Genomic DNA, 25,301 nt, shown 5'->3' on the forward strand with positions numbered 1-25,301 from the left:
GCGGTTACTCGGCCGCCATGCCGGTCGGTTGCGGGTCGGGCAGGTACTTCAGCTGCAGCCGCTCCACCTCGGCGAACCCGATCTTCTCCACGAAGGGGTCGTGCTGGGCGACCGGGCGCGGCAGGTTCCTGGACGACTTCGCGGCGACGAGCGCGGCGAGGTTCTCCTCCAGCGCCTTCGCCACCGTCATCAGCGGCACCAGCGCGAAGGTCGCCATGCCGGCAACGCTCTCGATCTCCTGGGGCGAGAGGTCCCGCTCCAGCCAGCCGAGCACCTGGAGCGACAGCGGCACACCGGCCGCCTGACGCATCGCCTTCAGCCCCTCGATCGACTTGAACGTCTTCGAGATCGGCTGGATGATGTCGGCGCCGGCGGCGACATAGCGCCTGGCGCGGGCCATCGCCTCGTCCTCGGTGGCGGCGTCCGTGCGCGCGATGATCACCATGTTCGGGTTCTGCCGCGCCTCGACGGCGGCGGCGATCTTGCCCTCCGCCTCCTCGACGGAGATCGTCTCGACGCCGCCGACGCAGATCGGGCACCGCTTCGGCGCGACCTGGTCCTCGATGATGACCGCGGCGACCCCGGCCCGCTCGAACTCGCGGACCGTGCGCATCACGTTGATGGCGTTGCCGTAGGCGGTGTCGATGTCGGCGATGATGGGGAGCGAGGTCGCCATCACGACGTTGCGCACCACGTTGAGGTTTTCCGTCATCGTGTAGAGCTCGGCGTCGGGCATGCCGAGGTGGGAGGCCGATACGCCGAAGCCCGACGTCATGCAGGCGTCGAAGCCGGCCGCCTCGATGTAGCGGGCGGAGAGCGCGTCGTAGGCGCCGGCGGACCAGATGGTCTTGCCGCCGGTGATGCGCGCGTGGAACTCCTCGAACTTGTCGTAGGGCATGGGGGCACCTCATCGTTGGCCGCCTGGGCGGCATGTCTTGGCGCGGCGCTCCGGCCGCGAAGGATCGGGCGGCGGCCCGGCGGGTCGCGCGCTGAGGCGGCTGGACGCCGCGCAGGATCGGGTCGCGGGCGCCGCCGGAGCGGCGCGGGTCAGGCGGCGGTGGGCCGCTTCAGGTAGCCGACGAGGCCGCCCGCCTCGAGCATCGAACGGTCCGCGAAGGAGAGCGGCTCCATGGGCAGGGAGCCGCCCCTGGTGAGGTTGCGCACCTCGGCCGCGTCCCAGTCGACCTCGATCTCGTCCCACCGTTCCACCAGGCCGAGGATCCCGGGGCAGCTCGCCTGCGGGAAGCCCATGGAGATCTCGCCGCGCCAGTAGCCGGGCGAGAAGCTCTCGGCGACGACGCCGGCGATGCCGAGATGGCGCATCGCCTTCATCGGCGGATAGTGCGGGTGGCCGTAGCCGAAGTTGCCGGCACCGACGAGGATGTCGCCGGGCCGCACCTTGTCACGGAAGGCCGGGTCGTAGGCCTGCATCGCAGCGGCCGCGAGCTCGTCGATGTCCTGGATCTTGATGTTCTTCACGCCGACGATCTGGTCGACGTCGAAGTCGACCTCCTCGAAGATGAAGGCGACGCGTCCCTTGAGGTTTTCGAGCGCCATGGCCTCCTCCTACAGGTAGGGCCGCGGGTCGGCGATCTTGCCTTCCACGGCGGTCGCGGCGACGGTTGCGGCGTTGCAGAGGTAGATCTCGGAGTCCGGGCTCCCCATCCGCCCGCGCACGTTGAGCGTGCCGGTGGAGACGGCGCGCTGACCGGCCGTCATCGTCCCCATACGGCCGAAGCAGTAGTCGCAGGAGGGGGAGCTGACGAAGGCACCGGCCTCGGCGAGGGTCGAGAGGTAGCCGGCCCGGCCGGCGGCGGCCATGATCTCCTGGCTCGTCGGCACGACGTTGAGCTGGAAGCCCGGCGCGACCTGTCGGCCCTTGAGGATCTCGGCCGCGACCTTGATGTCCTCCAGCCGCCCGGAGGCGCAGGAGCCGAGGTACCCGGTGTTGATCTCGATGCCGATATAGTCCGACAGGTTGCGGCTGTTGGCCGGCGTCGGCGGAATGACGACGATGGGTTCGAGGTCGGTGAGGTCGATCTCGTGGACGGCGGCATATTCGGCGTCGTCGTCGCTCCAGACCGGCTCGATGTCCTTCTTGGCGCGCGCCTGGGCGTACTCCAGCCGCGCCTTGTCCGGGTTGACGATGGCGGTGACGGCACCGGTGAACATCGCGAGGCCGGTGATCGTCTGCAGCCCTTCGGTGGAGATCTGCTCGATCGCCGGGCCGCCGACCTCCAGCACCTGGAAGCGGCAGGAGGCGGGGCCGAGCGTCCTCACCAGATGGTGGAACACGTCGCGGGCATAGACGCCCTTCTGCAGCGTGCCCGTGAGGTTCACGCGCACCGTCGCCGGCACCTTGATGGAGACGCGCTCGCGCACGAACGCCTCCAGCAGGTTGCGGCGGATACCCATGGCGAGGGTGCCGAAGGTGCCGAGCTGGCTGATGTGCCCGTCGAAGTGGACCACGAAGGCGCCCGGCACCGCGTAGCCGACCTCGGCCGCGACCTGGTGGCCGATGCCGCGGCGCTCGTAGAGCGCGACGCCGTTCTCGCGGCACCAGTCGCGGGTGATGATGTGGAGCTCTTCCTCCTTCGGCGTCGCGGCCGGGACCATATGGTCGATGAAGATGGCGTACCGATCCGGGTCCGGCACCTTGTCGATGCCGAAGTCTTCCTTCATCTGCCGGAAGATCACGTCCGTATAGCCTGGGAAGTCATAGGCGATGACGAAGTCCGGCTTGGCCATGACCTCGTCGCCCGCCTTGACGGCGTCCTTGTTCGAGACGCGGGCCAGGATCTTTTCGGCGATTGTGTAGCCCAAAGGTCTCTTCCTTTCTTGGATCGGGGTCCGCTCAGCGCGGATCGACGGGCTTGAAGGCGTAACCGTCGCCGCTGCGCACGACGTATCCGGCGTGCGGCGGGCCGAAGTGCATGGGAAGCAGCAACGCGCCGGTGTCGGCGCAGTGCGCGAGGAGGCGATGGCGCGTCTCCACGGCGCGCTCCGGCGCCTCGCAGAAGCAGGAGGACAGCTCCGGCGCGTACACCTGGATCGGCTGGTGAAGGCAGTCCGCCGAGCAGACGAAGCCGTTCCCCGCGCCGTCGTCGTAGCGCAGGATCAGCTGCGTGATCGTATGGCCCGGCGCGGCCTCGACGGTGAGGCCCGGCGCGATCTCGTCGCCCGGCTCCACGAGGTCGACGCGGCCCGCCTCGAGGACCGGGAGCACGCTGTCCTCGATGACGGCGACGTTCTCCGGGAAGACGCGAGGCCCCTCGCCCGTCGTCCAGTGCGCGAGTTCGGCCTTGCCGAAGACGTACTTGGCGTTCGGGAAGGTGGGCACCCAGCGGTCCCCCTCGGCGCGCGTGTTCCAGCCGACGTGGTCGATGTGGAGGTGGGTGCAGAAGACGATGTCGACGTCCTCCGGCGCCACGCCGGCGGCGGCGAGATTGTCGAGGTAGGGAAAGTCCAGCATGTGGAAACGCTGGAAGAGCGGGAGCGCCCGCGCCTTGCCGTTGCCCGAGCAGGTGTCGACGAGGATCGTCAGCCCGTCGAGCCGGATCAGCCAGGAGTGGATGCTGGAGCGAACCCGTCCGGTCTCGGCGTCGAGAAAGTTCGGCGAGGTGAGGATGGTGTCGCGGGAGAGCACCTCCTCCTCGAAGCCGGGCAGCAGGAAGGACGGCGCAAAGCCGACCTCGAGCACCTCCTCGATACGCGTGACGGATGCTGACCCGACCTTGAAGGTCTTCACGGGCGTCCTCCAGCATTTTTCTAAGTTGTTATTTGCCTACCCTTAGCACGCGACTCGCGCCCCTGCCAAACAGTAAAACGAATGTCATCCAGTGACACGTTCGGGCAGGACGTTGAGATGGTTGACGGTGCGGCGCTCCACAGCGCGGCGGAGTGCGGCGAACGGGCCTACCGTTCGCCGGGTTCGGGCGTGACGGTGAAGTCGACGGGGCGGCTTCGGTGCAGCACGAGCCGCATGTTGGGAAAGTCGTTGCCTTCCAGCTTCTCGGTCAGCGCGTCGCCGGAGAGGCTCGCCCAGCGCTCGGCGAGGCGGCGGCGCAGGGTGGCCTCCGCCACGGCGATCATCACGGTGAAGTCGAACATCGGCGCGAGCGGCCGCCACGCGGGATCGTCGAGCAGCAGGTAGTTGCCCTCGAGGAGGACGAGGCGGACGCCGGGCTCGATGATCGCGGCACCCGCGCGGGCGATCTCGATGCCGCGGTCGAAGACGGGGACGGCGACGGGGCGACCGTCATCGGCGGCGATGCGGGCGAGCATCGCCGCGAGACCGTCGACGTCGAAGGTGTGCGGGGCGCCCTTGCGGGGGCGGTCGCCGCGCGCCAGGAGCACACGGTCGTCGAAGTGGAAGCCGTCCATCCCCATGACGGCGACGCGGCCGCGGTGCGCCGCGTCGATGCGGGCGGCGAGCCAGTCGGCGAGGGTCGACTTGCCCGCGCCCGGCGGGCCGGCGATGGCGACGATGCGGCGCGGGCCGTCCGCGGCGATCTCCCCCGCCAGACGGTCCGCGAGCGCGTTCGCGGAGAGGGCCGTCACCGGCCCTCCCCTACGGCACGAAACCGAACAGGCGGGGCGCCCACATGAAGGTCTCGGGGAAGTAGGTGACGATGCCGAGCGCCACCAGCATGATCGCGAGCATCGGGATGAGGGGCGGGATCAGCTCCACCATCGAGATCTTCGCGATGCGGCAGCCGACGAAGAGCGCCGTTCCCACCGGCGGCGTGATCAGCCCGAAGGTCAGGTTCACCACCATGATGACGCCGAGGTGGATGAGGTCGAGCCCCATCGCCTGGGCGAGTGGCAGCAGGATCGGCACCAGCATGATGAGCGCCGGCGTGAGGTCGATGAACAGCCCCGTCACCAACAGCAGGATGTTGATGATGAGAAGCAGCAGGACCTTGTCGTCCGTCAGGCTGAGGATGTTCTGCGAGATCCACTGCGGCACGTTCTCATAGGTGAGGATGAACGTGAAGATGGACGTGGTCGCGATCAGGAACAGCACGACTGCGGTGGTGACGATGCTCTCCCACATCAGCGCCGGGAGCTGGCGGACCTTCACCTCGCGGTAGATCACCATCGTCAGGAAGAGCGCGTAGACCGAGGCGATGGCGCCCGCCTCCGTCGCCGTGAAGACGCCCGACGTGATCCCGCCCAGGATGATGACGAGGGTCATCATGCCGAGCCCGCCATCGACCACGCGGGCGAGCTTCTCGCGCCCGGTCAGCTTCGGCGTGCGGGTGTTGTGGTAGAGCCGACCGTGGATCCACGCGACGAGCAGCAGGCCGCCGCCGATCAGCAGGCCCGGTGTCAGCCCTGCGAGGAGCAGCCCGCCGACGGAGACCGAGCCGGCAATGTAGGCGTAGAGGATCATCGAGATCGACGGGGGAATGATCGGCCCCATGGTGGCCGACGCCAGCGTCAGCGCGGTGGCGAAGCGCTTGGTGTAGCCGTCCTTCTCCATCGCCTCGATCATCATGCGGCCGATCGACGAGACGTCTGCCACCGCCGAGCCCGAGACGCCGCCGAAGAGCATCGACGACATCACGTTGATCTGCGCCAGCCCGCCCGGCAGGCGCCCGACGATGACCTCGGCGAGGCGCACCAGCCGGCCCGCGACGCCCCCGTTCGCCATCACCACCCCGGTGAAGACGAAGAAGATGACGGCGAGCAGCGGGAACGAGTTGATCCCGAAGATCATGCGCCGGACGATCGTCATGTTGGTCATGACGTCCATCGACATCGCCGCGATCGCCGAGGAGATGCCGATGGCGAAGGCGATCGGCATGCCCACGAGGAGAAGGACCACGAAGGTCACGAAGAGGATCAGAACCGTCATGGCGTCACTCGTAGAGCGGCGTGTCGGCGGGCCCGCGCTCGATGCCGGCCCAGGCGTTCAGTTCGTTGCGCACGGCAAAGAGGATCATCAGCGCGCCCGAGACGGGGGCGGCGGAGTAGAACCACACATTGGTGTAGGGAAGCGACGTCATGTAGTCGCCGCCGAACCGCTCGGTGAGCTCGATCCCGTAGACGAGGAGCACCACGCCGAAGGCGATGATGCCGACATCCAGGAAGGTCGACAGAATGCGGTGCGGCAGGCCCTTCAGGCTGTCCTGCAGGAGGGTGAAGGCGACGTGGTCCTTGGCGTCCACGCCGGCCGCGGCGCCGAGGAAGCCCACCCAGATCATCAGGTAGCGCGGCACCTCCTCCGACCAGGAGAAGACGTTGTTGAAGACGTAGCGCATCACCACCGTGACGATGACGATGAGGAAGAGCGCCGTCGCCTGGCACAGTGCGACCACGCGCACCAGCCAGACGACGGCGTCCACCAGCTTGTTGAAAAGCGCCATCACGAGGCGGCGTCCCGAAGGGCGCGGGTCAGAACTTCGACCCGCTTTCCAGGAGGTAGTTGACCTCGTCCGCGACGCCGAGCGCCTCGCCCTGCTCTTTCAGGAGCGGCGTCACCGCGTCGATGAACGGCTGCTTCTCCGGCTCGATGATCTCGGTGAAGAGCGGGCGGAGCTGCTCCAGCGACATCTGCTCGGAGGCGGCCCAGGCGCCGCGCATGTAGGCCTCGGCCTCGTCGGCAGCCTTCTCGACGGCGGCCTGCTCCTCCTCGGTGAGGCTGTCGTAGACGTCCTGGGACATGATCAGCATGTCCGGGATGCGGGCGTGCTCGTCGAGGGTGTAGTAGTCGGACACCTCGTAGAACTTCATCGTGAAGACGGAGGGGTGGTTGTTCTCCGCCCCGTCGACGACGCCCGTCTGCAGCGCGTTGTAGAGGTCGCCCCAGGCGATCGGCACGCCGGTGCCGCCCATCGCCTCGACCATCTTGATCTGCACCGGGGACGCCATCACGCGGATCTTCTGCCCGGCGAGGTCGGCGGGGGTGCGGATCGGCTTGTCGGCGAAGAAGTTGCGCGCCCCCGAATCGATGAAGGCGAGCACGTGGATGCCGCGGTCCTCGAGCGGCTTGACGAACTCAGCCGCCCGGTCGGACGTCAAGTATGTCCAATAGTGGTCAGCGCTTTTGAACAGGAAGGGCAATGAAAACATGTCCATCCGCCTGTCGATCTGCGACAGGTTCGAGGCGGACACGGTGACGAAGCCGAGCGTGCCGTCCCGCAGGCTTTCCACCGATTCCACGGCGTCCCCGAGGGCGCGCGCATGGTTGACGTCAATCTTGACCGACCCGTTGGTCAGCTGTTCCACCCGGTCCGCAAAGAATTCGTGGGTCATCGACACGGGGTGAGACGGCGGTTGAACGCCGTTCAGCTTCAATGTCTTCTCGGCATGGGCGCTGGATACGGACGCGAGCAGCAATGCGGCCAACGCGGCCGTGCGCATGATTTGCATGCAATATTCCTCCCAATGTGTTGTAGCCTCGCTCTTCGGCGCGGTCTGGTGAGACACACCATCAGATTTCGAGGGCCTCGCCAAGAATGAAATGAGGGATCTATGTTTCGATTCAGCGTGGTTGGTCTGGGCATGGCCGTCACACCCCATGCCAGCGCTTTGGCTGATCTTGCCCATCGCGTTGAAATCATTCAGGCCGCCACCCGCGCACCGGACCGCGCGGCAGCGTTTACCGCCGCCACCGGCGTTCCCGCCGACACCGACGTCCACGCCGCGCTGACCCATCCGGACGCCGACGCCGTCCTCCTCCTGACGCCGCCCGACACGCACTTCGCGTTGGGGCAGGTCGCGCTCGACGCCGGCAAGCACCTCCTCGTCGAGAAGCCGCTCGACCGCACGCTGGCAAGCGCCGAGGCGCTGGTGGCCCACGCGGCGGAGCGCGGGCGCACGCTGGGCGTCGTCCTGCAGCACCGCTTCCGTGACGCGGCGCTGCGGCTGGCGGGAATCGTCGCGGATGGCGGGCTCGGGCAGCTCACCATGGCAAGCGTCAGCGTCCCCTGGTGGCGCCCGCAGAGCTACTACGACCAGCCGGGCCGGGGCACCCTCGCCCGCGACGGCGGCGGCGTCCTGCTGACCCAGGCGATCCACGTGGTGGACCTCTTCCGCGCCCTCACCGGCCCCGTCGAAGTGGTCGCCGCCGAGGCCACCACGACGCCGACCCACGACATGGAGACCGAGGACTACGCCTCGGCGCTGCTGCGCCTCGACGGTGGTGCGCCGGGGGTCCTGATGACGACAACCGCCTGCTACCCCGGCCTCCCGGAGCGGATCGAGATCGCCGGCACCAAGGGGAGCGCGACGCTGGTGGGCGACGCGCTCGAGGTGCGGTGGCTCACGGGCGAGACGGAGAGCCTCGCGGCGGGCGACTCGGGCGGCACCGGTGCGGACCCGATGGCCTTCTCCAGCGAGCCCCACCGGCGTCTCATCGCCGACTTCGTCGACGCGGTGGAGACCGGCCGCGCGCCACGGGCCTCCGGCGACGAGGCGCTCGCGACCCACCGGCTGATCAACGAGATCCTCGGCCTCACCGAGGTTCCCGTCGCCTGACGGCGTGGGCCGTCAGCCCGTCGCGGCCAACGCGTGGCGGCGGGCGAACGCGGCGAAGTCCGACCAGTCGTTGAAGCGGGTGACGGGGCGGATCCCGTCCCTCTCGCGGGCGTAGCCGGCCTCGTGGAACGCGAAGTCGACGCCGGCCGCGACCGCCGTGCGCGCGTCGACCTCGCTGTCGCCCACGAAGAGCGCCTCCCCCGTCGCGCCGCCGAGTTCGGCGATGGCGTGGAGAAGCGGTCCCGGATGCGGCTTCGTCTCCGGCAATGTGTCGCCGGTGACGACGGCACCGAAGATCGGGGCGAGGCCGAGCGCGTCGAGGACAATGCGCGTCGGCCGCTCCGGCTTGTTGGTGCAGAGCGCCATGGCGATGCCGGCCTCCGCCAGCGTGGCCAGCGCTTCCCCGGCATTCGGGAACAGGCGGTTGTCGTGGGGCGAGCCGGCGGCGTAGTCGCCCTGAAAGGCCGCATAGCGCTGCTCGAAGTCGTCGGCGGCGTCGAGGTCGCGCGCGGCCAGCATGCGCCGGAAGAAGACGCGCGACCCGTCGCCGATGAACGCCTTCGTCTGCTCCAGCGACAGCGGCTCGCGGTCGTGCCGGGCGAGGAACGTTGCGGCGATCGCCTGCAGGGCGGGTGCGGAGTCGATGATCGTCCCGTCGAGATCGAAGACGAACGCGCGGTAGCTCTGCCCGGCCGCCCTCACGCGTGCACCGCCGTGCCGTGTGCGGACGCGGCGAGCGCCATGACGTCGGACGGACCGAGCCCCTCGAGGCTCTCGATAACCGCAGCGCCGGTGAAGTCGTCGCCGGTGGTGTAGACGCCGGGCGTCGCGACACAGGCGATCCCGGCGGCCCGGGCGGCACGCACTCCGTTCGCCGAGTCCTCCAGTGCCGCCGTCGCGCCCGCCGGCACGCCGAGCCGCTCGAGCGCGAGGCGGTACACCGCCGGGTCGGGCTTCTTCAGCGGCACCTCGTCGCCGGCGGCGATGACCTCGAAGACCGCCGTACTCGGTTCGCCGAAGGCCGCCTCGATCAGCGCGTCGACGTTGGGCCGGCTCGTCGTGGTGGCGATCGCGAGGCGGACCCCCTCGGCGCGGGCCGTCTCGACGAGCGTCCGCACGCCGGGACGCAGCGCGACCGCGCCGCCTGCCACGAGCCGGCTGTAGCGCACCGTCTTGTCGGCGTGGAGCGCGCGGATCACCGGATCGTCCACCTCCACGCCGATGCTGCGGCACCAGTGGGCGATGCGCTCCTTGCCGCCGGTCACGGCGAGGAGCGCGGTGTAGCGCGCGCGTCCCCAGTGCCAGTCGAGCCCGGCGGCGGCGAATGCCGCGTTGAAGGCGACGCGATGCGCCTCCTCGGTCTCCGCGAGGGTCCCGTCCACGTCGAAGATAAGCGCCTCAGGCTGCATGGGAGCGACACGCGGCCGTCGCCGCCTCCCGGATGGCGCGGATGTTGGCGCCGTAGGGCCCGGGCCGGCCGACCGACCCGCCCTTGAAGACGGCCGAACCGGCGACGAGCACGTCCGCCCCCGCAGCGACGACGAGCGGCGCGGTCTCCGGCGTCACGCCGCCATCGATCTCGATGTGGATCGGCCGGTCGCCGATCATCTCGCGCAGGCGAGCGACCTTCGGGACCATCGCCGGAATGAAGCTCTGCCCGCCGAAGCCGGGGTTCACCGTCATCACGCACACGAGGTCGATACGGTCCATGACGTGGGCGATCGCTTCCGCCGGGGTCGCGGGGTTGAGCGCGACGCCCGCCTTGCAGCCCGCGGCCCGGATCGCCTGGAGGGTCCGGTCGAGGTGCGGGCCGGCCTCGGCGTGAGCGGTGATGACGTCGGCGCCCGCGTCGGCGAAGGCGCCGATGTAGGGGTCGACCGGCGCGATCATCAGGTGGACATCCATGACCGTCCTGATGTGGCGGCGGATCGCCCTCACCAGCGGCGGGCCGAAGGTGATGTTGGGCACGAAGTGACCGTCCATCACGTCCACATGGACCCAGTCGGCGCCCTCGGCCTCGATCGCCTCGCACTCGCGCCCGAAGTCGGCGAACTCCGCGGAGAGGATCGACGGGGCGATCTTCGGCAAGCGGTCGAACGTCATGTCGTGTCCCTTTGTGCGTCGAGCCCGCCGGAGAAGACGCGGCTGGCACGGATGTCCTCCGCCTCGATCGTGGAGAGCTCGGCGGCGCCGAGCGGGCCGGCGGCGGCGTCGAACAGGCGGTTCGCCTGGCGCAGGCGCGCCCGGTCGAGCGCGTTGCGGATCGAGCGTGCGTTGGCGAAGTGGCGCTGGCCGCGGCGCAGCGGAATGTACTCGGCCATCGCCTGCCGGGCGCCTTCGCTGAGCGTGTAGTTCTGCGCCGCCAGCATCTGCTCGGCGATGTGGAGGAGCTCGTCGTTCTCGTAGTCGGGGAACTCGATGTGGTGGGCGATGCGCGAGCGGAAACCGGGGTTGGAGCTGAAGAACCTCTCCATCCGGTCCGCGTAGCCGGCTAGGATCACGACGAGGTCGTCGCGGTTGTTCTCCATCACCTGGAGCAGGATCTCGATCGCCTCCTGCCCGTAGTCGCGCTCGTTCTCGGGGCGGTAGAGGTAGTACGCCTCGTCGATGAAGAGGACGCCGCCCATCGCCTTCTTCAGCACCTCCTTCGTCTTCGGCGCCGTGTGGCCGATGTACTGGCCGACGAGGTCGTCGCGGGTGACCGAGACGAGGTGGCCCTTGCGCACGTAGCCGAGGCGGTGCAGCAGGTCGGCCATCTTGAGCGCGACCGTCGTCTTCCCGGTGCCGGGGTTGCCTGTGAAGCTCATGTGCAGCGTCGGCGTCTCCTGGGCGAGGCCGAGCCGCTTGCGCGCCCGGTCGACCAGCAGGAGCGCGGCCGTCTCGCGGATGCGCTGCTTGACGGGCGCGAGGCCGATCAGCTCGCGGTCGAGGTCGTCGAGCACGGCACGGACGCCGGAGGTCTCGAAGTCGGCGCGAAGGTCCACCGGCTCGGTGTCTCCGCCCTGCTCCATGTCCTGCGTTGCCGTTGCCTCCGGTTCGCTCGGCGGCGCCGGGGGTTCGGCGGACGGGGCGGGTTGCGCCGGCTCGTCGGCCGGCTCGCCGGGGAGTCGGAAGCGCCGTCGTGTGTCGGGTGCGGACGCGTCGGCCATGGTCGTCAGTCCTCGGGTTCGGCGAAAAAGAAGGCGCGGGCGGCGGAAGGACCGCCCGCGAGTTGGGGGCCCGCAAGCCCCGGGGAGGATCAGGTCGCGGCGGAGTAGCGCTCGCCTTCAGGCGCGCGCACCGTCACGTAGGATTCGATCGTGTAGTGGATCTTCCGCCCCTCGCCCTCCTGCCGCACGAGGCGGAAACCGGGCTCCTTCGCGGGACGGTTGACGATGAAGGCGAGCCGCACCGACTCCCAGCCGGGCGAGGAGTCGAAGGCGACGACGCGGATGTAGTCCCCGCCGTGGGCCTTGCGGCACTCGTTGACCTCGAAGACCACGGCCGCCGCGTCCGGATTGTCGAACATCGGGTGGCCCCACATCTCCCAGTAGACGTTGCGGGGGTGCGGGTCGTCGGTCCACTCGACCGAGACGGCCCAGCCATTGTCGATGCAGTATTGCGCCTGGGTGTGAATGTCCTCGTCCGTCAGGTCGGGGAGGAACGAGAAAGCGCCTTGGGTGACACGCATGGGAAGCCTCCTTACGCGGTGACGGATTCGAGCGGGGTGAAGTCGGGCGCGTCGGTCGACTGGTAGTTGAACGTCACGTCCTTCCAGGTATCGAGCGCCTGGCGCAGCGGCGTGCAGGTCCGGGCGGCGCGGGCGAGGATCTCCGGCCCGTCCTTGACGTAGTCGGCGCCGGCGTTGCGGGCGAAGATCATCGCCTCCAGCGCCACGCGGTTGGCCTGCGCGCCCGCCGCGATGCCGTCCGGGTGGCCGATCGTGCCGCCGCCGAACTGGAGCACCACGTCCTCGCCCAGGTGCTGGATGAGCTGGTGCATCTGCCCGGCGTGGATGCCGCCCGAGGCGACCGGCATCAGCCGGTTCAGCGAGGCCCAGTCCTGGTCGAAGAACACGCCGTGCTCGAGGCACTTCTGGTTATATTCCTCGCGGCAGATGTCGTAGTAGCCGCGTGTCGTCGCCGGATCGCCTTCCAGCTTGCCGACGACCGTGCCGGCATGGATGTGGTCGACGCCCGCGAGGCGCATCCACTTGGCGATCACGCGGAACGACACGCCGTGCGACCTCTGCCGCGTGTAGGTGGAGTGGCCCGCCCGGTGGAGATGCAGGATCATGTTGTTCCGGCGCGCCCACTTGGCCATCGACTGGATCGCCGTGTAGCCGATGACGAGGTCGATCATCACGATGACGGACCCGAGCTCCTTGGCGAACTCGGCGCGCTCGTACATGTCCTCCATCGTCGCCGCGGTGACGTTGAGGTAGGTGCCCTTCACCTCCCCGGTCGCGGCGGACGCGCGGGCGACGGCCTCCATGCAGTAGAGGAAGCGGTCCCTCCAGTGCATGAAGGGCTGCGAGTTGATGTTCTCGTCGTCCTTGGTGAAGTCGAGCCCGCCCTTCAGCGCCTCGTAGACGACGCGCCCGTAGTTGCGCCCGGAGAGGCCGAGCTTCGGCTTCACGGTCGCGCCGAGCAGCGGACGGCCCCAGCACTGCAGCCGCTCGCGCTCCACGACGATGCCGGTCGCCGGCCCCTGGAAGGTCTTCACGTAGGCCGTCGGCAGGCGCATGTCCTCGAGGCGCAGGGCCTTCAGCGGCTTGAAGCCGAAGACGTTGCCGATGATCGAGGCCGTCAGGTTCGCGATCGAGCCCTCTTCGAAGAGATCGAGCTCGTAGGCGATGTAGGCGAACCAGACGCCGGGCTGGTTGGGCACCGGATCGACGCGGTACGCCTTGGCGCGGTACTTCTCGCAGTTGGTCAGGCGGTCGGTCCACACCACCGTCCACGTGGCGGTGGAGCTTTCGCCGGCGACCGCGGCGGCCGCCTCCTCGGGGTCGACGCCGTCCTGCGGCGTGATGCGGAAGAGCGCGATGACGTCTGTGTCCTTCGGCTCGTAGTCGGGCTGCCAGTAGCCCATCTGGGCGTACTTCATGACGCCCGCCGCGTAGCGCTTCGCCGCCGTGAGGGGCTGGGCTCTCTCGTTCATGTTCCTCTCCTTGTGTCTCGGGCGTCCGGCGCCCCGCGAGGCGGGTCCGCCGTTCGGCGATCGGGAGGCGGTGGGCCAGCCGCCATCGTTTACGGGCGCGGGCGCGTCCGAAGGGCCGTGCGTGTCGTGTCAGGGCGGCGCGCCGTCGGGGGGCGCGCCGGGGTCAGGCGGCTCGGGCCATGGGGACTGGGCCGAGCGCGCCGGTGGCGTATCGTTCCGCCATTTCGGACATCGGGATCACCTTGATCCGGGAGGCCTGTCCGGCCGTGCCGAAGGCCTCGAAGCGCTCGCGGCACACCTCCGTCATCGCCTCGGTGGCGGACTTCAGGAACTTGCGCGGGTCGAACTGCGCGGTGTCCGTGGCGGCGACCCGGCGGATCGCGGCGGTGGCCGCGAGGCGCAGGTCCGTGTCGATGTTCACCTTGCGCACGCCATGCCGGATGCCGCGCACGATCTCGTCGACGGGGACGCCGTAGGTCTCGCGCATCTCGCCGCCGTAGGCGTTGAAGATGTCCTGCCACTTCTGCGGCACGGACGAGGAGCCGTGCATCACGATGTGCGTGTTCGGCAGCCGGGCGTGGATCTTCTCGATCACGTCCATGGCGAGAACGTCGCCGGTCGGCTTCCTGCTGAACTTGTAGGCGCCGTGGGAGGTGCCGATGGCGACCGCCAGAGCGTCGACCCCGGTCTCGGCAACGAACGCCGCGGCCTCGTCCGGATCGGTGAGGAGCTGCTCGCGCGAGAGCGTGCCGACGGCGCCGTGGCCGTCCTCCTGGTCGCCCTCCCCGGTCTCCAGCGAGCCGAGGCAGCCCAGCTCGCCTTCGACCGACGCGCCCACCATGTGGGCGAGCTCGGCCACCCAACGGGTGATCGACACGTTGTACTCGTAGTCCGCCGGGGTCTTGCCGTCGGCCTTCAGCGAGCCGTCCATCATGACCGAGGTGAAGCCGTTCTGGATCGCCGACAGGCAGGTCCTGACGCTCTCGCCGTGGTCCTGGTGCAGGCAGATCGGCAGGCCCGGATAGGACGCGGCCAGCGCCTCGATCATCGCCCGCAGCATGTTGTCGCCGGCATAGGACCTCGCGCCACGGCTGGCCTGGATGATGACGGGGGAGTCGGTGGCCTTCGCCGCCTCCATGATGGCGATGCCCTGCTCCATGTTGTTGATGTTGAAGGCCGGCACGCCGTAGCCGTGCTCGGCGGCATGGTCGAGGAGCTGGCGCAGTGTGATGAGGCCCATCAGTTCGTCCCCTTGATGACGGCCCGCGCGGCCTCGGCGACGGCGGCGGGCGTGATTCCGAAGTGTTCGTAGAGGTCCGCTGCGGGGCCGGAGGCGCCGAAGCCGCTCATGCCGACGAAGGCGCCGGCGTCGCCGGTCCAGCGCTCCCATCCGAGTTCAACCGCCGCCTCGACGGCGACGCGCGGGGCCTCGCCGAGCACCGCGGCCCGGTAGTCGCCGTCCTGCCGGCGGAAGAGCTCCAGGCACGGCGCCGAGACGACGGCGGCCCCGATCCCCTCCTCCGCGAGGCGGTCGGCCGCGGCGAGCGCGATCTCCACCTCCGACCCGGTTGCGATCAGCGTGACGTCACGGCGGTCCGGCGAACGCAGGACATAGGCGCCGCGGGCCGTGCGGTTGTCGTCGGTGTGCCGGGTGCGCACCGTCGGCAGTCCCTGCCGGGACAGCGCGATGACGCTCGGCGTGCGCGGCGACAGGACGGCGATCTCCCAGGCCTCGGCGGTCTCCACCGCATCGGCGGGCCGGAAGACCATCAGGTTCGGGATGGCCCGAAGCGCCGCGAGGTGCTCCACCGGCTGGTGCGTCGGCCCATCCTCGCCGAGGCCGATGGAGTCGTGCGTCATCACGTGGACGACCGGCAGACCCATGAGCGCCGACAGGCGGATGGCGGGCCGCGAGTAGTCGGCGAAGCACAGGAAGGTGCCGCCGTAGGGGACGAAGCCGCCATGGAGGGCGATCCCGTTCATCATCGCCGCCATCGCGTGCTCGCGGATGCCGTAGTGGACGTAGTCGCCGGAGGCATCCCCGGGGGCGACCGATGTCATCCCGGTCGTCCTGGTGTTGTTGGAACCCGTCAGGTCGGCCGAGCCGCCGAGCATGTTCGGGAGCGTCCGGTTCACCACCTCGAGCGCCTTCTGGGAGGCGACGCGGGTCGCAAGCTTCGGCGCGTCGGCGGACAGGGTGCGTTTGTACCCGGCGATCGCGGTGCGCAGTCTCGCCGCGTCCGGGGCGGCCCGTGCCGTCCGGAAGGTGCCGGCACGGGAGCTCGCGGCGAGGCGGGCCTCCCAGGCCGCGCGCGCCGTCCGGCCGCGCTCGGCGACGGCGAGCCAGGGGCGGCGCGCTTCCTGCGGCACCTCGAACGGGCCGGCCGTCCACCCCAGAGCCGCGCGGGTCGCCGCGATCTCCTCCGCGCCCAGCGGCGCCCCGTGGACCTTGTGGGATCCCGCCATCGTCGGCGCGCCGAAGCCGATCACCGTGCGGCATGCGATCATCGACGGCCGCTCGTCCTCCCGCGCCGCCTCGATGGCCGCGGCGACCGCCTCGCGGTCGTGGCCGTCGACATTGGCGACATGCCAGCCCGACGCCTCGAAGCGCGCGCACTGGTCGGTCGAGGTGGAGAGGCTCGTCGGCCCGTCGATGGTGATCCGGTTGTCGTCCCACAGGACGATGAGCTTGCCGAGCTTCAAATGGCCGGCGATGTCGATCGCCTCGTGGCTGATCCCCTCCATCAGGCACCCGTCGCCGCAGACGACGTAGGTGAAGTGGTCGACGAGATCGGGGAAGCGCGCCGCCTCGAGCCGCTCGGCGAGTGCCATGCCGACGGCGTTGGCAATCCCCTGCCCAAGCGGCCCGGTCGTCGTCTCGATCCCGTCGGCGTGGCCGTACTCGGGGTGGCCGGCGGTGCGGCTGCCGAGCTGGCGGAAGTTCTCGAGCTCGGCCCGCGTCATGTCCTCGAACCCGAGGAGATGATGGATCGCGTAGACCAGCATGGAGCCGTGCCCGGCCGAGTAGACCACGCGGTCCCGGTCCGGCCAGCCAGGCATCGACGGGTCGACGGAGACGAACCGCTCGTAGAGGACGGAGACGGCGTCGGCCATCCCCATCGGCAGGCCCGGATGGCCCGAGTTGGCCTTCTCGACCGCGTCCATCGTCAGGACGCGGATGGCGTTGGCCATGGGCGTGGTGTGCGCCGCGGACGGCTGGACGAATTGCTGCATCTGTCAGGCTTTCTTGCTCTGCTCGACGAGGCGCAGGATCATCGGCGTCAGGATCAACTGCATGGCCAGGTCGAGCTTGGGGCCCGGGATCACGATCGAGTTGGCCCGGGTCATCCAGGAATCGTGGAGCATCGAGACGAGGTACGAGAAGTCGATCCCGCGCGGGTTGGCGAAGCGGATCACGACGAGGCTCTCGTCCGGCGTCGGGATCCAGCGCGCGATGAACGGGTCGGACGTGTCGACCACCGGCACGCGCTGGAAGTTGATGTCCGTCTGGATGAACTGCGGACAGATCGTGTGCACGTAGGCGTGCATGCGGCGCAGGATGACGTCGGTGACGGCCTCCGTGGTGTAGCCGCGGGTCGCCTTGTCGCGATGGATCTTCTGGATCCATTCGAGGTTGATGACGGGCACGACGCCGATCTTGAGGTCCGCGTGGCCGGCGATGTCGATCGTGTCGGTCTTCACCGCGCCGTGCAGGCCCTCGTAGAAGAGGACGTCGGAGCCCGGCGAGAATTCGCGCCAGTCCGTGAAGTGGCCGGGGGGCACGCCGTAGCGCTCGGCCTCCTCGTCGTCGTGGACGTAGTGGCGCGTCTTGCCGCCGCCGGTCTCGCCGTAGGTGCGGAAGACGTTCTCCAGCTCGTCGAGGACGTTGGCCTCCACCGAGAAGTGGGAGAACGTCGCGTCCCCCTCGTCGAGCCGCTTCTGCAGCTCGGCCTTCATGTCGGCGCGGTTGAAGCGGTGGAACGCGTCTCCCTCGATGGTGACGGCGGAGATCTTCTCGCGGCGGAAGATCTGGTCGAACGTGTGCTTGATCGTCGTCGTGCCGGCGCCGGACGATCCGGTGACGGAGATGACGGGGTGCTTGCGGCTCATGACGCGGCTCCCTTGAACAGTCCGCGCTGGCCGAACAGCGGCGCGATCTCGGCCGCGGGCAGCGAGTGATAGGCGGCGACGCGGGCGACCTTGTCGCGCGAGCCGAAGACGAAGGGCGTGCGGGCGTGCAGCGACCTCGGCGTCATGTCGAGCATGCGCGTCTCGCCGTCGGTGGCCGCCCCGCCGGCCTGTTCGACGAGGAACGCCAGCGGCGCGCACTCGTAGACGAGGCGCAGGCGCCCCTCCTCGTATCCGGGGCGTGCGTCGGCCGGGTAGAGGAAGATGCCGCCACGCGAGAGGATCCGGTGCGTCTCCGCCACCAGCGAGGCGATCCAGCGCATGTTGAAGTTGCGCCCGGCGGGACCGTCGGTCCCGGCCAGACAGTCGTCGATGTAGGCCTTGATGGGCGGGGCCCAGTGGCGGTAGTTCGAAGCGTTGATGGCGAACTCGGTCGCCTCCGCCGGGATGGTGTAGAGCTGGCCGGCGCGCAGGAACTCGCCATGCGCCCGGTCGAGCACGAACATCGAGACGCCCGCCCCCGTCGTCAGCATCATCGCCGTCTGCGGGCCGTAGATCACGTAGAGCGCGGCGGCCTGTTCGCGGCCGGGGCGCAGGAAGCTCTCGTCCCCGTCCGGCAGCGCGTCGTAGATCGAGACGATGGTGCCGATGGAGACGTTGGCGTCGATGTTGGAGGAGCCGTCCAGCGGGTCGATCGCGACCGCGAGGCTTCCCTCCCAGTTGAGCATGGCGACGGTCTCGCGCTCCTCCGAGAGGTACCAGAGGACCGGTCCGTCCTGCAGCGCGCCGGCGAAGGCCTCGTCGGCGAGGACGTCGAGCCTCGTCTGCCGGTCGCCGTCCGTGTTGCGGCCGACGGCCTGCGACATGGACCCCCGCAACGGGCCGAGAGATATCGCGGCGGACAGTTGAGCGGCCACCTCGGCGACCGCGATCACGACCTTGGCGATGTCCTCGCGCTGCCCGTCCAGATGGCGGGCAAGTGTGGGGGGCTCGTTCATCGGACGTTTCCTTGTTGCGTTCTTTGAGCGACGCTTTTGGGAAGATTGCCTCAGCACCGCGTTCGTGAGAATTTAAAAGTTATTCGGTGACGTTCAGGAATCTTGAATGCCGTGCAGACCGACGCCCTGACCCTCAAGCAGCTCCGCGCGCTCGTCGCGGTCTCCGAATGCGCCGGCGTGACGGCCGCGGCCGACAAGTTGCGCCTGACGGCGCCGGCCGTGTCGATGCAACTTAAGTCGCTGGAGACCCTTCTCGGGGTGGAGCTGTTCGACCGTCCGGCGTGGGCGCCGAACGCGTTCGGGCGCGAGCTGATCGCCGCCGCGCGCCGGGTGGACTGGGAGCTGCAGGGGGCGTGCGCGCGCATCGCCGCGCTCCAGTCGGGCAAGGCCGGACGGGTGGTATTCGGTGTCACCAGCACTGGGAAGTATTTCACACCCGGCTTGATGGCGCGGGTGAATTCCGCGATGCCCGAGCTCGACCTGTCGCTCGTCGTGGGCAACCGCGAGGCGATCATGGCCGGGCTCGCGGAGGGGCGGATCGACTTCGCGATCTGCGGCCGGCCGCCCCGAGTGCCGATCGTCGACGCCGCCGTGCTAGGAGATCATCCGCACGTGTGGATCACGCCGCCGTCCCATCCCCTGGCGCGACTTAAGACCATCGTACCGGCCCAGCTCATGGACGAGGTGTTCCTGATCCGCGAGCCGGGCTCGGGGACGCGCATGCTGATGGAGCGTCTTCTCGCACGGGCCGGGGACACCCTTCCCGCCCGGACCATCGAGTTCGATTCGAACGAGACGATCAAGCAGGCGGTCATCGCGGGGCTCGGGATCGCGTTCCTGTCCGCGCACACGATTACCGCCGAGCTGGACGCGCGGCGGCTGACGGTGCTGCCGGTGGCCGGCACGCCGGTCGTGCGCCAGTGGTTCCTGATCCGCCCCGTCGACCGGCCACCGTCCGGCGCGCTTGCCCGGGTGATCGAGTTCGTGGTCGGACTGAACGGCGCCTTCCTGCCGGCCTACCCACGCGAGTGACGACGTCGGTCCGGCGCGGCGCCTCAGGCCATGTCGAGGATCGAGCGTGCGCGGGCGAGGACCGGTGCGTCGACCATCTTCCCGTCGACCTCGGCGACGCCCTCCGACTCGGAGACTGCGGCGAGGACGCGCCGCGCCCACTCGATCTCCTCGGCGCGGGGTGACAGGCCGACGTTCACGACCGCCACCTGCTTCGGATGGATGCACAGCTTCGCGGTGAAGCCGAGCGCGCGCGTGCGGGCGACGTCGGCCTCCAGCCTGGCCATGTCGCCGATCTCCGGGGTCACGCCGTCGATGGGAGGGGCGAGGTTCGCGTGGCGGGAGGCGATCACGATGGCGAAGCGGGCCGGGTCCAGCACGCTCCCCTCGCCGGGGATGCGCGCGTCGACGCCGAAGTCGAGGTTGCCGAACGCCAGTCGCACGACCCCTGCCGAGCCGGCGACCTCATGCGCCGCAACCAGCCCCGCCACCGTTTCGACCAGCGCGATCAGCGGGCGGCCCTGGAGCCGGCCGGCGACCTCGGCCAGCCCCGCGGGGTTCGCCTTGGGGACCATGACGGTGGCACCCGGCGCTTCGGCGAGCATGGCGAGGTCGGCGTCGGCGAACTCGGTGTCGAGGCCGTTGATGCGCACGACGCCACGCCCGCCCCCCGCGAACCAGGCGGCGACGTTGCGCCGCGCACCGGCCTTGGCCGTCGCGGCGACGGCGTCCTCGAGGTCGATGATGATCTCGTCCGCTCCGGACGCGGCTGCCTTGGCGAACCGCTCCGGCCGGTCGCCGGGAACGAAAAGATAGCTGCGCGGCTCGCCCATTCGTCTCAGTCCCGGAAGGTTGCGTCGGCCTGCATGGCGAGACCGCCCTGCGGTCCGCGGGCCCAGAGTGCCATGACCTCGCCGTCGAGTCGCGCCTCGATGTGGAAGCGCGCGCCGCAGAAGAGCGGCGACATGCCCCGGAAGGCGAACGTCGCCAGCGTGCGCGACGGCTGGCTGCGGACGGCGAGTCCCTGCAGGAGCGTGGCCGTCAGCGGGCCGTGAACGACGAGCCCGGGATAGCCCTCCTCCTCGATGGCGTAGGGCCGGTCGTAGTGGATCCGGTGCCCGTTCGCCGTGAGCGCCGAGTAGCGGAACAGGAGGACCGTGTCGGGATCGACCGGCTCCGACCATGCGGCGTCGTCCGGAGCGGGCTTCGCAGGCGGCGGGGTGGACGGGCCGGACTGGGCCTCGCGGTAGACGATGTCCTGCTGTTCCTCGATGCACAGCACGCCGGCATGCGAGATCCGGTGCGCCACGGTGACGAACACCAGACGCCCGCTTCGGCCGTTCTTCTCGGAGACGTCGAGGATGGTGCTCTCGCGCACCGCGTCAGCGCCGACGGGGAGCGGTGCATGGTAGGTCAGTCGACCGCCGGCCCACATCCGGCGCGGCAGTCCGACGTCCGGCAGGAAGCCGCCACGCTTCGGGTGGCCGTCGACGCCGAGTTCGCTGCGGCGCACGAAGGGATTGAAGAACATCCAGTGCCAGCCCGGCGGCAGCGCCCCGCCAAGCGACGGCTCCGGGGAGAGGTCGAGGGTCGCGGCGAGCGCCTCGACGGCCTCCGGCGCGATCCGTGCGGTGCGCTGCTCGGCGCGGCCGATGGCGGAGGCATGGTCCTCGCCGGCGAGGGTGGTGTCGGTCATGTCGGCGGTCCGTTCAGTGGATGACGTTGCGATCGATGAGGTCGTCGATCGCGGCGCGGCCGAGGCCGAGGAGCTCGCCGAACACGTACTCCTCGTGCTCGCCGAGCCGGGGCGTGCCGCGCTCGAACGCCGGCTCGTCGCAGGCCGAGAAGCGCGCCGGGCGGCCGATGGCGGCACGCACCGCCCCGCCGGACTCGGTCACGTCGACGATGGCGCCGCGCCCGCGAAGGTGCGCGTCCGCGGCGATATCCTCCGTGCTCCAGGAGATGTGCGCGGGCACGCCGGCCTCCTGAAGACGACGCACGGCCGTATCGGCGTCCTGGTGCGCGGACCAGGCGGCGACGATCCTGGCGAGCGCCTCGCGGTTGGCATGGCGGTCGGCCTCGGTCTCGAACTGCGGCGCGGCTGCGAGGTCGCGGCGGTCCATCACGGTGAGCAGCCCCCGCCACTGCGCCTGCGAGCCGACCGACAGGCTGAGCCAGCGGTCCTCGACGTCGGTCGGGAACAGGCCGTGCGGGGCGCGGCGATGGTCGTCGTTGCCGATCCGCTCGACGTAGCCGCCCGCGGCGGCCACCATCATCGTGTCGCCGACGATCGACGAGGCGACCTCGCGCGCGGCGACGTCGACGTGCGCGCCGCGCCCGGTACGGCGGCGCTGATGCAGCGCGGCGACGGTCGCGGCGGCCGCATTCATCCCGACCGAGTGGTCCATGACGTGGCGCATCTCCACCGGCGGCCCGTCCGGGTAGCCCGTCAGGTAGCCGAGGCCGCCCCATGCGCCGAAGAGCGGCGCGTAGCCCGCGAAGTGGGAGTCCGGCCCGGTCTGGCCCGAGGACGAGATCGAGACCATCACGATGTCGGGTTTCACCCCCGCGAGCACGTCGTAGCCGAGGCCGAGGCGGGCCATGACGCCGGCGCGGAAGCTCTCCGCGGCGACGTCGGAGACCGCGACGAGGCGCTTGGCGAGCTCACGGCCCTCGGCGTCCTTGAGGTTGAGGCGGATGGAGAGCTTGTTGGACGCCACCTGGTCGAACGTGGCGGCGCCCGCGCGGCCGTAGACGGTGTGCGGCTTGCGGAAGATGTCCGGCCGCAACGCGGTCTCGATCTTGATGCATTCCGCGCCCATCAGCGAGAGCATGTGGGTGCAGAACGGCCCGGCCGCGTGGACGGTGAAGTCGGCGATCCGGATGCCTTCGAGGGGTCTCATGCGTTCACCTTGCGCGCCTCGCGGGGGCGCGAGCGCTCGAGGATCGCCTGGTCGGCGCCGAGCGCCGGAGGGGCGCGCCTCACCGCGAGGGGATCGGCGCCGAAGCGGAACGGCGCGGTCTGGATCGGCACCGGCCCGACGCCGGCAATGTCCACCTCGCCGAACAGGCGGCGCGCCTCCTCGTGCGGGTCGGAGAGGACGTCGGCCGGCGTGTTGTACGGGGCCATCGGCACGCCGAGGCGCTGGGCGCGCGCGACCAGCTCGGCGACCGGGTGCTCGCGTGCCCATGCCCGGATCCGCGCGTTGATGTCGGGTCCCCGGGCGCTGCGCGCCGCGGGATCGTCCATCCCGGGGCCACAGGCCCATTCGGGGCTGTCCATCAGCTCGACGAGGCCCTGCCACTGCCGCTCCTCGAGGGTGAGCAGCTCGACGAACCCGTCGCGGCACTCGATGACGCCGCCGTAGCGGAAGTTGCGCTCGTGGCGATGCTCGACCGACCCGTCGCCGAGGCGCTGGATGGCGAAGGCGCCGATGGCGACGTTCGCGTCCTGCACCGAGACGTCGACCGTCTGCCCCTCCCCCGACCAGAGCGCGGCGAGCGTCGCGAACAGCGCCGTCACGCCGCCCTGCATCTCGGCGAAGCGGCCGGCGATCTTGAGCGGCGGGCGGTCCGGGAAGAGGTCGACGGAGAGCCCGTTGGGAAGGAGATAGCCCTCCCCGCTGGCATGGATGAGGTTGATCTCCTCCCCCTGCCAGCCGGCCTTGGGGCCGAACGCCCCGAACGGCAGCACCGACGCGACGACGAGGTGCGGGTGCCCGCGGCGGAGCGCAGCCTCGTCGAGACCCAGCGCCGGGCGGGCGTCGACGGGCGTGTCGAACAGGAAGATGTCGGCGTCCGTGAGGAGCGCGGCGAGGTCGCGGCGGCCTTCGGGAGTGGCAAGGTCGAGGACGACGCTGCGCTTGTCCGCGCCGAGGTAGGAGAACAGCGCGCTCTGCAGCCCGTCGCCGTCGAGGTATGGGGGCTCGCGCCGGAGCGCGCACCCCTCGGGCGGTTCGATCATGGCGACCTCGGCGCCCATCGTGGCAAGGAGGCGTCCGGCATAGCCGGCGGCCACGCCCTGGGCGCACTCCACCACCTTGATCCCGGCCAGCGGCCCGTCGGTCGACATGAAAGGGTCCTCCGTCAGCGCACGACGGGCAGTTCGAGATCGAGGCCGGCGCCGTCGAAGTGAACCGGGATGTTGGGATCGCGCGAGGGCAGGACGACCGTCGCAAGGCCCGGCGTCGTGATCTCGCCGCGCTGGTTCTCGCCCCAGATCTCGATGTCGACGAGGGCGTGGCGGTCCTTCATGTACTTCCGGGCGACCTTACCCTTGCACCAGGTGGAGTCGCCCATGGTGTTGAAGCGGCGCATCTCCGTGCGGACGCGCTTCAGGAAGGCGGCATCGCCCATCCAGTTGGTGACGAGCGAAGCCATCCAGGCCGAGCGCTGCGGGCCGTAGTCGTAGACGCCCGGGACGCCGACTTCCTTGGCGGTCGATTCGCGGTGGTGTCCGATGCCGGTGTACTCGATACCGCCGCCCGCCTCCGGGTTCCGGAAGAAATGGCCCGGGTGCTTCATCGCCGCCTTGAACACGACGCCGTGGGTATGGCCGCGGCCGCAGCCGACGAGGAAGCCCATCGTGTCCATCAGCGACAGCGGCCCGCGCACGATCGGCTCGAGCTCCTCGCCCTCGGTGACGTCCTCGAAGTACCGCACGTTGGCGCCGCGGATGTTGGCGTCCTCGCGCATGATCGCGTCGTCGAGCTTCTCGTACTCCTCCGGCGTGTACTCGTGGGTCTTGATGTCTTTGTACTTGCCGGCGTCGCGGGCGGCCTTGCGCTCGTGGCGGGTGCAGGTGCCGAGGGCGCGGGCGACGAGCTCGCCGCGCTGGTTGGTGTAGGTCGCCTCGACGTACTGGAGCACCAGGCGGCCGGAGAACTTCGACTGCTTCTCCTCGACGCCGACGACGCGCTCGATCGCGCTGATGCGGTCACCGGGGCGGATGTGGCGGAACAGCTCCCAGTCGTTGCCGGCGTAGAAGCCGTGCACGCCCGGCAAGCCCCAGCGCGTCCGGCCGACCCAGCCGAAGGCCATGGGGAACATCGGGTGCGCGACCTGACCGCCGTAGCGGGTCTGGCGGCCGTATTCGAGCTCGCGGTACAGCGGATTGAGGTCGCCGATCCCGTTGCACCAGTTGCGCAGCGTGTCGGTGGTGGCGTCCTGCAGGTAGGGGCCTTCCGGGCGGAGCTGCAGGCCGATCATGTCGCGCGCCTTGGCGATGGCCTCGTCGGTGATCTTGCCTTCGGCGGGGGCCGAGCCGACGTCGTGCTTGGGCTTTTCGGCCATGTCGAGCGTGGTCAAGGCGCTGTCCTCTTCATTCGGATGCTGATTGTTGCGGTGGGGGTCGTCGGGCGCGCTCGGCTCACCGGCGCCGCGGCCGATCGTGGCCCCTCGATGATTATAGAATGCATTATGCATCAGACGTGTCAATGCATTATTTTCGAAAGCCTGCCGCTTCCTCGCCATCAGACTTATGGAATTCTGCGGAGATCCACGGACTCCACACACCGACACCAAAAGAAAGAATGCATT

The 25,301-nt window shown here is 69.8% G+C and carries 25 protein-coding genes; 2 read left to right on the forward strand and 23 right to left on the reverse strand.

All coding sequences use genetic code 11. The features are described 5' to 3' along the window. Positions 1-4: 4 nt before the first annotated feature. The 8 genes from DLJ53_RS16435 to DLJ53_RS16470 all read right to left on the reverse strand — a co-directional run bounded on the left by DLJ53_RS16435 (position 5) and on the right by DLJ53_RS16470 (position 7,377). Entirely contained in the window at positions 5-898 is an 894-nt protein-coding gene (locus tag DLJ53_RS16435; protein ID WP_111347240.1) for an isocitrate lyase/PEP mutase family protein, read from the reverse strand. 149 nt (positions 899-1,047) lie between these two features. Continuing rightward, on the reverse strand, positions 1,048-1,557 hold the full coding sequence (locus tag DLJ53_RS16440) for a 3-isopropylmalate dehydratase small subunit (RefSeq protein ID WP_111347241.1): 510 nt from the start codon (positions 1,555-1,557) through the stop codon (positions 1,048-1,050). Positions 1,558-1,566: 9 nt separating this feature from the next. Beyond that, a complete protein-coding gene (locus tag DLJ53_RS16445; protein WP_111347243.1) occupies positions 1,567-2,823 on the reverse strand; it encodes a 3-isopropylmalate dehydratase large subunit in 1,257 nt (418 codons plus the stop codon). Between the two features lie 31 nt (positions 2,824-2,854). Then, positions 2,855-3,748, reverse strand: coding sequence for an MBL fold metallo-hydrolase (locus DLJ53_RS16450; protein WP_111347244.1), 894 nt, complete (start codon positions 3,746-3,748; stop codon positions 2,855-2,857). A gap of 167 nt (positions 3,749-3,915) precedes the next feature. Further along, a complete protein-coding gene (locus DLJ53_RS16455) occupies positions 3,916-4,560 on the reverse strand; it encodes a nucleoside/nucleotide kinase family protein (RefSeq protein ID WP_244935089.1) in 645 nt (214 codons plus the stop codon). Between the two features lie 10 nt (positions 4,561-4,570). After that, on the reverse strand, positions 4,571-5,860 hold the full coding sequence (locus tag DLJ53_RS16460) for a TRAP transporter large permease (RefSeq protein WP_111347246.1): 1,290 nt from the start codon (positions 5,858-5,860) through the stop codon (positions 4,571-4,573). Between the two features lie 4 nt (positions 5,861-5,864). Next, on the reverse strand, positions 5,865-6,371 hold the full coding sequence (locus DLJ53_RS16465) for a TRAP transporter small permease (protein WP_111347247.1): 507 nt from the start codon (positions 6,369-6,371) through the stop codon (positions 5,865-5,867). A gap of 28 nt (positions 6,372-6,399) precedes the next feature. Continuing rightward, the gene (locus tag DLJ53_RS16470; protein WP_162409271.1) at positions 6,400-7,377 is read right to left on the reverse strand and encodes a TRAP transporter substrate-binding protein; all 978 of its coding nucleotides are present in this window, start codon (positions 7,375-7,377) and stop codon (positions 6,400-6,402) included. A gap of 102 nt (positions 7,378-7,479) precedes the next feature. Here DLJ53_RS16470 and DLJ53_RS16475 point away from each other — a divergent pair, with 102 nt between their 5' ends. Next, entirely contained in the window at positions 7,480-8,484 is a 1,005-nt protein-coding gene (locus tag DLJ53_RS16475) for a Gfo/Idh/MocA family protein (protein ID WP_111347838.1), read from the forward strand. 12 nt (positions 8,485-8,496) lie between these two features. On the opposite strand, the gene DLJ53_RS16480 is transcribed toward DLJ53_RS16475, so the two are convergent. From DLJ53_RS16480 to DLJ53_RS16525, 10 genes are all read right to left on the reverse strand, one after another. After that, positions 8,497-9,186, reverse strand: coding sequence for an HAD-IA family hydrolase (locus DLJ53_RS16480; protein ID WP_111347251.1), 690 nt, complete (start codon positions 9,184-9,186; stop codon positions 8,497-8,499). Next, positions 9,183-9,893, reverse strand: coding sequence for an HAD-IA family hydrolase (locus DLJ53_RS16485; RefSeq protein ID WP_111347252.1), 711 nt, complete (start codon positions 9,891-9,893; stop codon positions 9,183-9,185). Before DLJ53_RS16485 ends, DLJ53_RS16480 begins: the two co-directional genes overlap by 4 nt. After that, positions 9,883-10,587, reverse strand: a complete 705-nt coding sequence (gene rpe / locus DLJ53_RS16490) for a ribulose-phosphate 3-epimerase (protein ID WP_111347254.1) — start codon at positions 10,585-10,587, stop codon at positions 9,883-9,885. Before rpe ends, DLJ53_RS16485 begins: the two co-directional genes overlap by 11 nt. Next, positions 10,584-11,495 carry a CbbX protein gene (gene cbbX, locus DLJ53_RS16495; RefSeq protein ID WP_111347256.1) on the reverse strand — a complete coding sequence of 304 codons (912 nt, stop codon included), beginning with the start codon at positions 11,493-11,495 and terminating at the stop codon, positions 10,584-10,586. Before cbbX ends, rpe begins: the two co-directional genes overlap by 4 nt. 227 nt (positions 11,496-11,722) lie before the next feature. Next, entirely contained in the window at positions 11,723-12,154 is a 432-nt protein-coding gene (locus tag DLJ53_RS16500; protein ID WP_111347258.1) for a ribulose bisphosphate carboxylase small subunit, read from the reverse strand. 11 nt (positions 12,155-12,165) lie between these two features. Further along, complete coding sequence (locus DLJ53_RS16505) at positions 12,166-13,626, reverse strand: form I ribulose bisphosphate carboxylase large subunit (protein ID WP_111347259.1); 1,461 nt, start codon at positions 13,624-13,626, stop codon at positions 12,166-12,168. A gap of 163 nt (positions 13,627-13,789) precedes the next feature. Beyond that, the gene (gene fba, locus DLJ53_RS16510; RefSeq protein ID WP_111347261.1) at positions 13,790-14,866 is read right to left on the reverse strand and encodes a class II fructose-bisphosphate aldolase; all 1,077 of its coding nucleotides are present in this window, start codon (positions 14,864-14,866) and stop codon (positions 13,790-13,792) included. Further along, positions 14,866-16,860 carry a transketolase gene (tkt, locus tag DLJ53_RS16515; protein ID WP_111347263.1) on the reverse strand — a complete coding sequence of 665 codons (1,995 nt, stop codon included), beginning with the start codon at positions 16,858-16,860 and terminating at the stop codon, positions 14,866-14,868. Before tkt ends, fba begins: the two co-directional genes overlap by 1 nt. 3 nt (positions 16,861-16,863) lie before the next feature. Continuing rightward, entirely contained in the window at positions 16,864-17,736 is an 873-nt protein-coding gene (locus DLJ53_RS16520) for a phosphoribulokinase (RefSeq protein WP_111347264.1), read from the reverse strand. Continuing rightward, on the reverse strand, positions 17,733-18,752 hold the full coding sequence (locus DLJ53_RS16525; protein ID WP_111347266.1) for a class 1 fructose-bisphosphatase: 1,020 nt from the start codon (positions 18,750-18,752) through the stop codon (positions 17,733-17,735). Before DLJ53_RS16525 ends, DLJ53_RS16520 begins: the two co-directional genes overlap by 4 nt. A 111-nt stretch (positions 18,753-18,863) precedes the next feature. On the opposite strand from DLJ53_RS16525, the gene DLJ53_RS16530 reads away from it, so the two are divergent. Next, positions 18,864-19,784, forward strand: a complete 921-nt coding sequence (locus DLJ53_RS16530; RefSeq protein ID WP_202913193.1) for a LysR family transcriptional regulator — start codon at positions 18,864-18,866, stop codon at positions 19,782-19,784. A gap of 23 nt (positions 19,785-19,807) precedes the next feature. On the opposite strand, the gene DLJ53_RS16535 is transcribed toward DLJ53_RS16530, so the two are convergent. The 5 genes from DLJ53_RS16535 to DLJ53_RS16555 are packed head-to-tail and all read right to left on the reverse strand — an operon-like array spanning position 19,808 to position 25,070. After that, complete coding sequence (locus tag DLJ53_RS16535; RefSeq protein ID WP_111347267.1) at positions 19,808-20,596, reverse strand: HpcH/HpaI aldolase/citrate lyase family protein; 789 nt, start codon at positions 20,594-20,596, stop codon at positions 19,808-19,810. A gap of 5 nt (positions 20,597-20,601) precedes the next feature. Further along, positions 20,602-21,459 (reverse strand): HTD2 family dehydratase, encoded by an 858-nt coding sequence (locus tag DLJ53_RS16540; RefSeq protein WP_111347269.1) that lies wholly within the window; start codon positions 21,457-21,459, stop codon positions 20,602-20,604. A 13-nt stretch (positions 21,460-21,472) separates the two neighbouring features. Beyond that, positions 21,473-22,666 carry a CaiB/BaiF CoA transferase family protein gene (locus DLJ53_RS16545; RefSeq protein ID WP_111347271.1) on the reverse strand — a complete coding sequence of 398 codons (1,194 nt, stop codon included), beginning with the start codon at positions 22,664-22,666 and terminating at the stop codon, positions 21,473-21,475. Next, positions 22,663-23,835, reverse strand: coding sequence for a CaiB/BaiF CoA transferase family protein (locus DLJ53_RS16550; protein ID WP_111347273.1), 1,173 nt, complete (start codon positions 23,833-23,835; stop codon positions 22,663-22,665). The genes DLJ53_RS16545 and DLJ53_RS16550 overlap by 4 nt, the downstream gene beginning before the upstream one ends. A gap of 14 nt (positions 23,836-23,849) precedes the next feature. Next, positions 23,850-25,070, reverse strand: coding sequence for an FAS1-like dehydratase domain-containing protein (locus tag DLJ53_RS16555; RefSeq protein ID WP_202913194.1), 1,221 nt, complete (start codon positions 25,068-25,070; stop codon positions 23,850-23,852). Positions 25,071-25,301: the final 231 nt, after the last annotated feature.

Origin of the sequence: Acuticoccus sediminis, from assembly GCF_003258595.1 — a bacterium.
GTDB lineage: Bacteria > Pseudomonadota > Alphaproteobacteria > Rhizobiales > Amorphaceae > Acuticoccus > Acuticoccus sediminis.

What these genes read in the sequence shown, in the direction of transcription:
- fba (WP_111347261.1), bottom strand. Translation starts at nt 14,866, where the DNA reads ATGGGCCTCATCACACTGCGCCAGCTCCTCGACCATGCCGCCGAGCAC.
- DLJ53_RS16440 (WP_111347241.1), bottom strand. Translation starts at nt 1,557, where the DNA reads ATGGCGCTCGAAAACCTCAAGGGACGCGTCGCCTTCATCTTCGAGGAG.
- DLJ53_RS16545 (WP_111347271.1), bottom strand. Translation starts at nt 22,666, where the DNA reads ATGAGACCCCTCGAAGGCATCCGGATCGCCGACTTCACCGTCCACGCG.
- DLJ53_RS16485 (WP_111347252.1), bottom strand. Translation starts at nt 9,893, where the DNA reads ATGCAGCCTGAGGCGCTTATCTTCGACGTGGACGGGACCCTCGCGGAG.
- cbbX (WP_111347256.1), bottom strand. Translation starts at nt 11,495, where the DNA reads ATGGAGCAGGGCGGAGACACCGAGCCGGTGGACCTTCGCGCCGACTTC.
- DLJ53_RS16540 (WP_111347269.1), bottom strand. Translation starts at nt 21,459, where the DNA reads ATGACCGACACCACCCTCGCCGGCGAGGACCATGCCTCCGCCATCGGC.
- DLJ53_RS16535 (WP_111347267.1), bottom strand. Translation starts at nt 20,596, where the DNA reads ATGGGCGAGCCGCGCAGCTATCTTTTCGTTCCCGGCGACCGGCCGGAG.
- rpe (WP_111347254.1), bottom strand. Translation starts at nt 10,587, where the DNA reads ATGACGTTCGACCGCTTGCCGAAGATCGCCCCGTCGATCCTCTCCGCG.
- DLJ53_RS16470 (WP_162409271.1), bottom strand. Translation starts at nt 7,377, where the DNA reads ATGCAAATCATGCGCACGGCCGCGTTGGCCGCATTGCTGCTCGCGTCC.
- DLJ53_RS16505 (WP_111347259.1), bottom strand. Translation starts at nt 13,626, where the DNA reads ATGAACGAGAGAGCCCAGCCCCTCACGGCGGCGAAGCGCTACGCGGCG.
- DLJ53_RS16475 (WP_111347838.1), top strand. Translation starts at nt 7,480, where the DNA reads ATGTTTCGATTCAGCGTGGTTGGTCTGGGCATGGCCGTCACACCCCAT.
- DLJ53_RS16520 (WP_111347264.1), bottom strand. Translation starts at nt 17,736, where the DNA reads ATGAGCCGCAAGCACCCCGTCATCTCCGTCACCGGATCGTCCGGCGCC.
- tkt (WP_111347263.1), bottom strand. Translation starts at nt 16,860, where the DNA reads ATGCAGCAATTCGTCCAGCCGTCCGCGGCGCACACCACGCCCATGGCC.
- DLJ53_RS16465 (WP_111347247.1), bottom strand. Translation starts at nt 6,371, where the DNA reads ATGGCGCTTTTCAACAAGCTGGTGGACGCCGTCGTCTGGCTGGTGCGC.
- DLJ53_RS16460 (WP_111347246.1), bottom strand. Translation starts at nt 5,860, where the DNA reads ATGACGGTTCTGATCCTCTTCGTGACCTTCGTGGTCCTTCTCCTCGTG.
- DLJ53_RS16525 (WP_111347266.1), bottom strand. Translation starts at nt 18,752, where the DNA reads ATGAACGAGCCCCCCACACTTGCCCGCCATCTGGACGGGCAGCGCGAG.
- DLJ53_RS16500 (WP_111347258.1), bottom strand. Translation starts at nt 12,154, where the DNA reads ATGCGTGTCACCCAAGGCGCTTTCTCGTTCCTCCCCGACCTGACGGAC.
- DLJ53_RS16550 (WP_111347273.1), bottom strand. Translation starts at nt 23,835, where the DNA reads ATGTCGACCGACGGGCCGCTGGCCGGGATCAAGGTGGTGGAGTGCGCC.
- DLJ53_RS16435 (WP_111347240.1), bottom strand. Translation starts at nt 898, where the DNA reads ATGCCCTACGACAAGTTCGAGGAGTTCCACGCGCGCATCACCGGCGGC.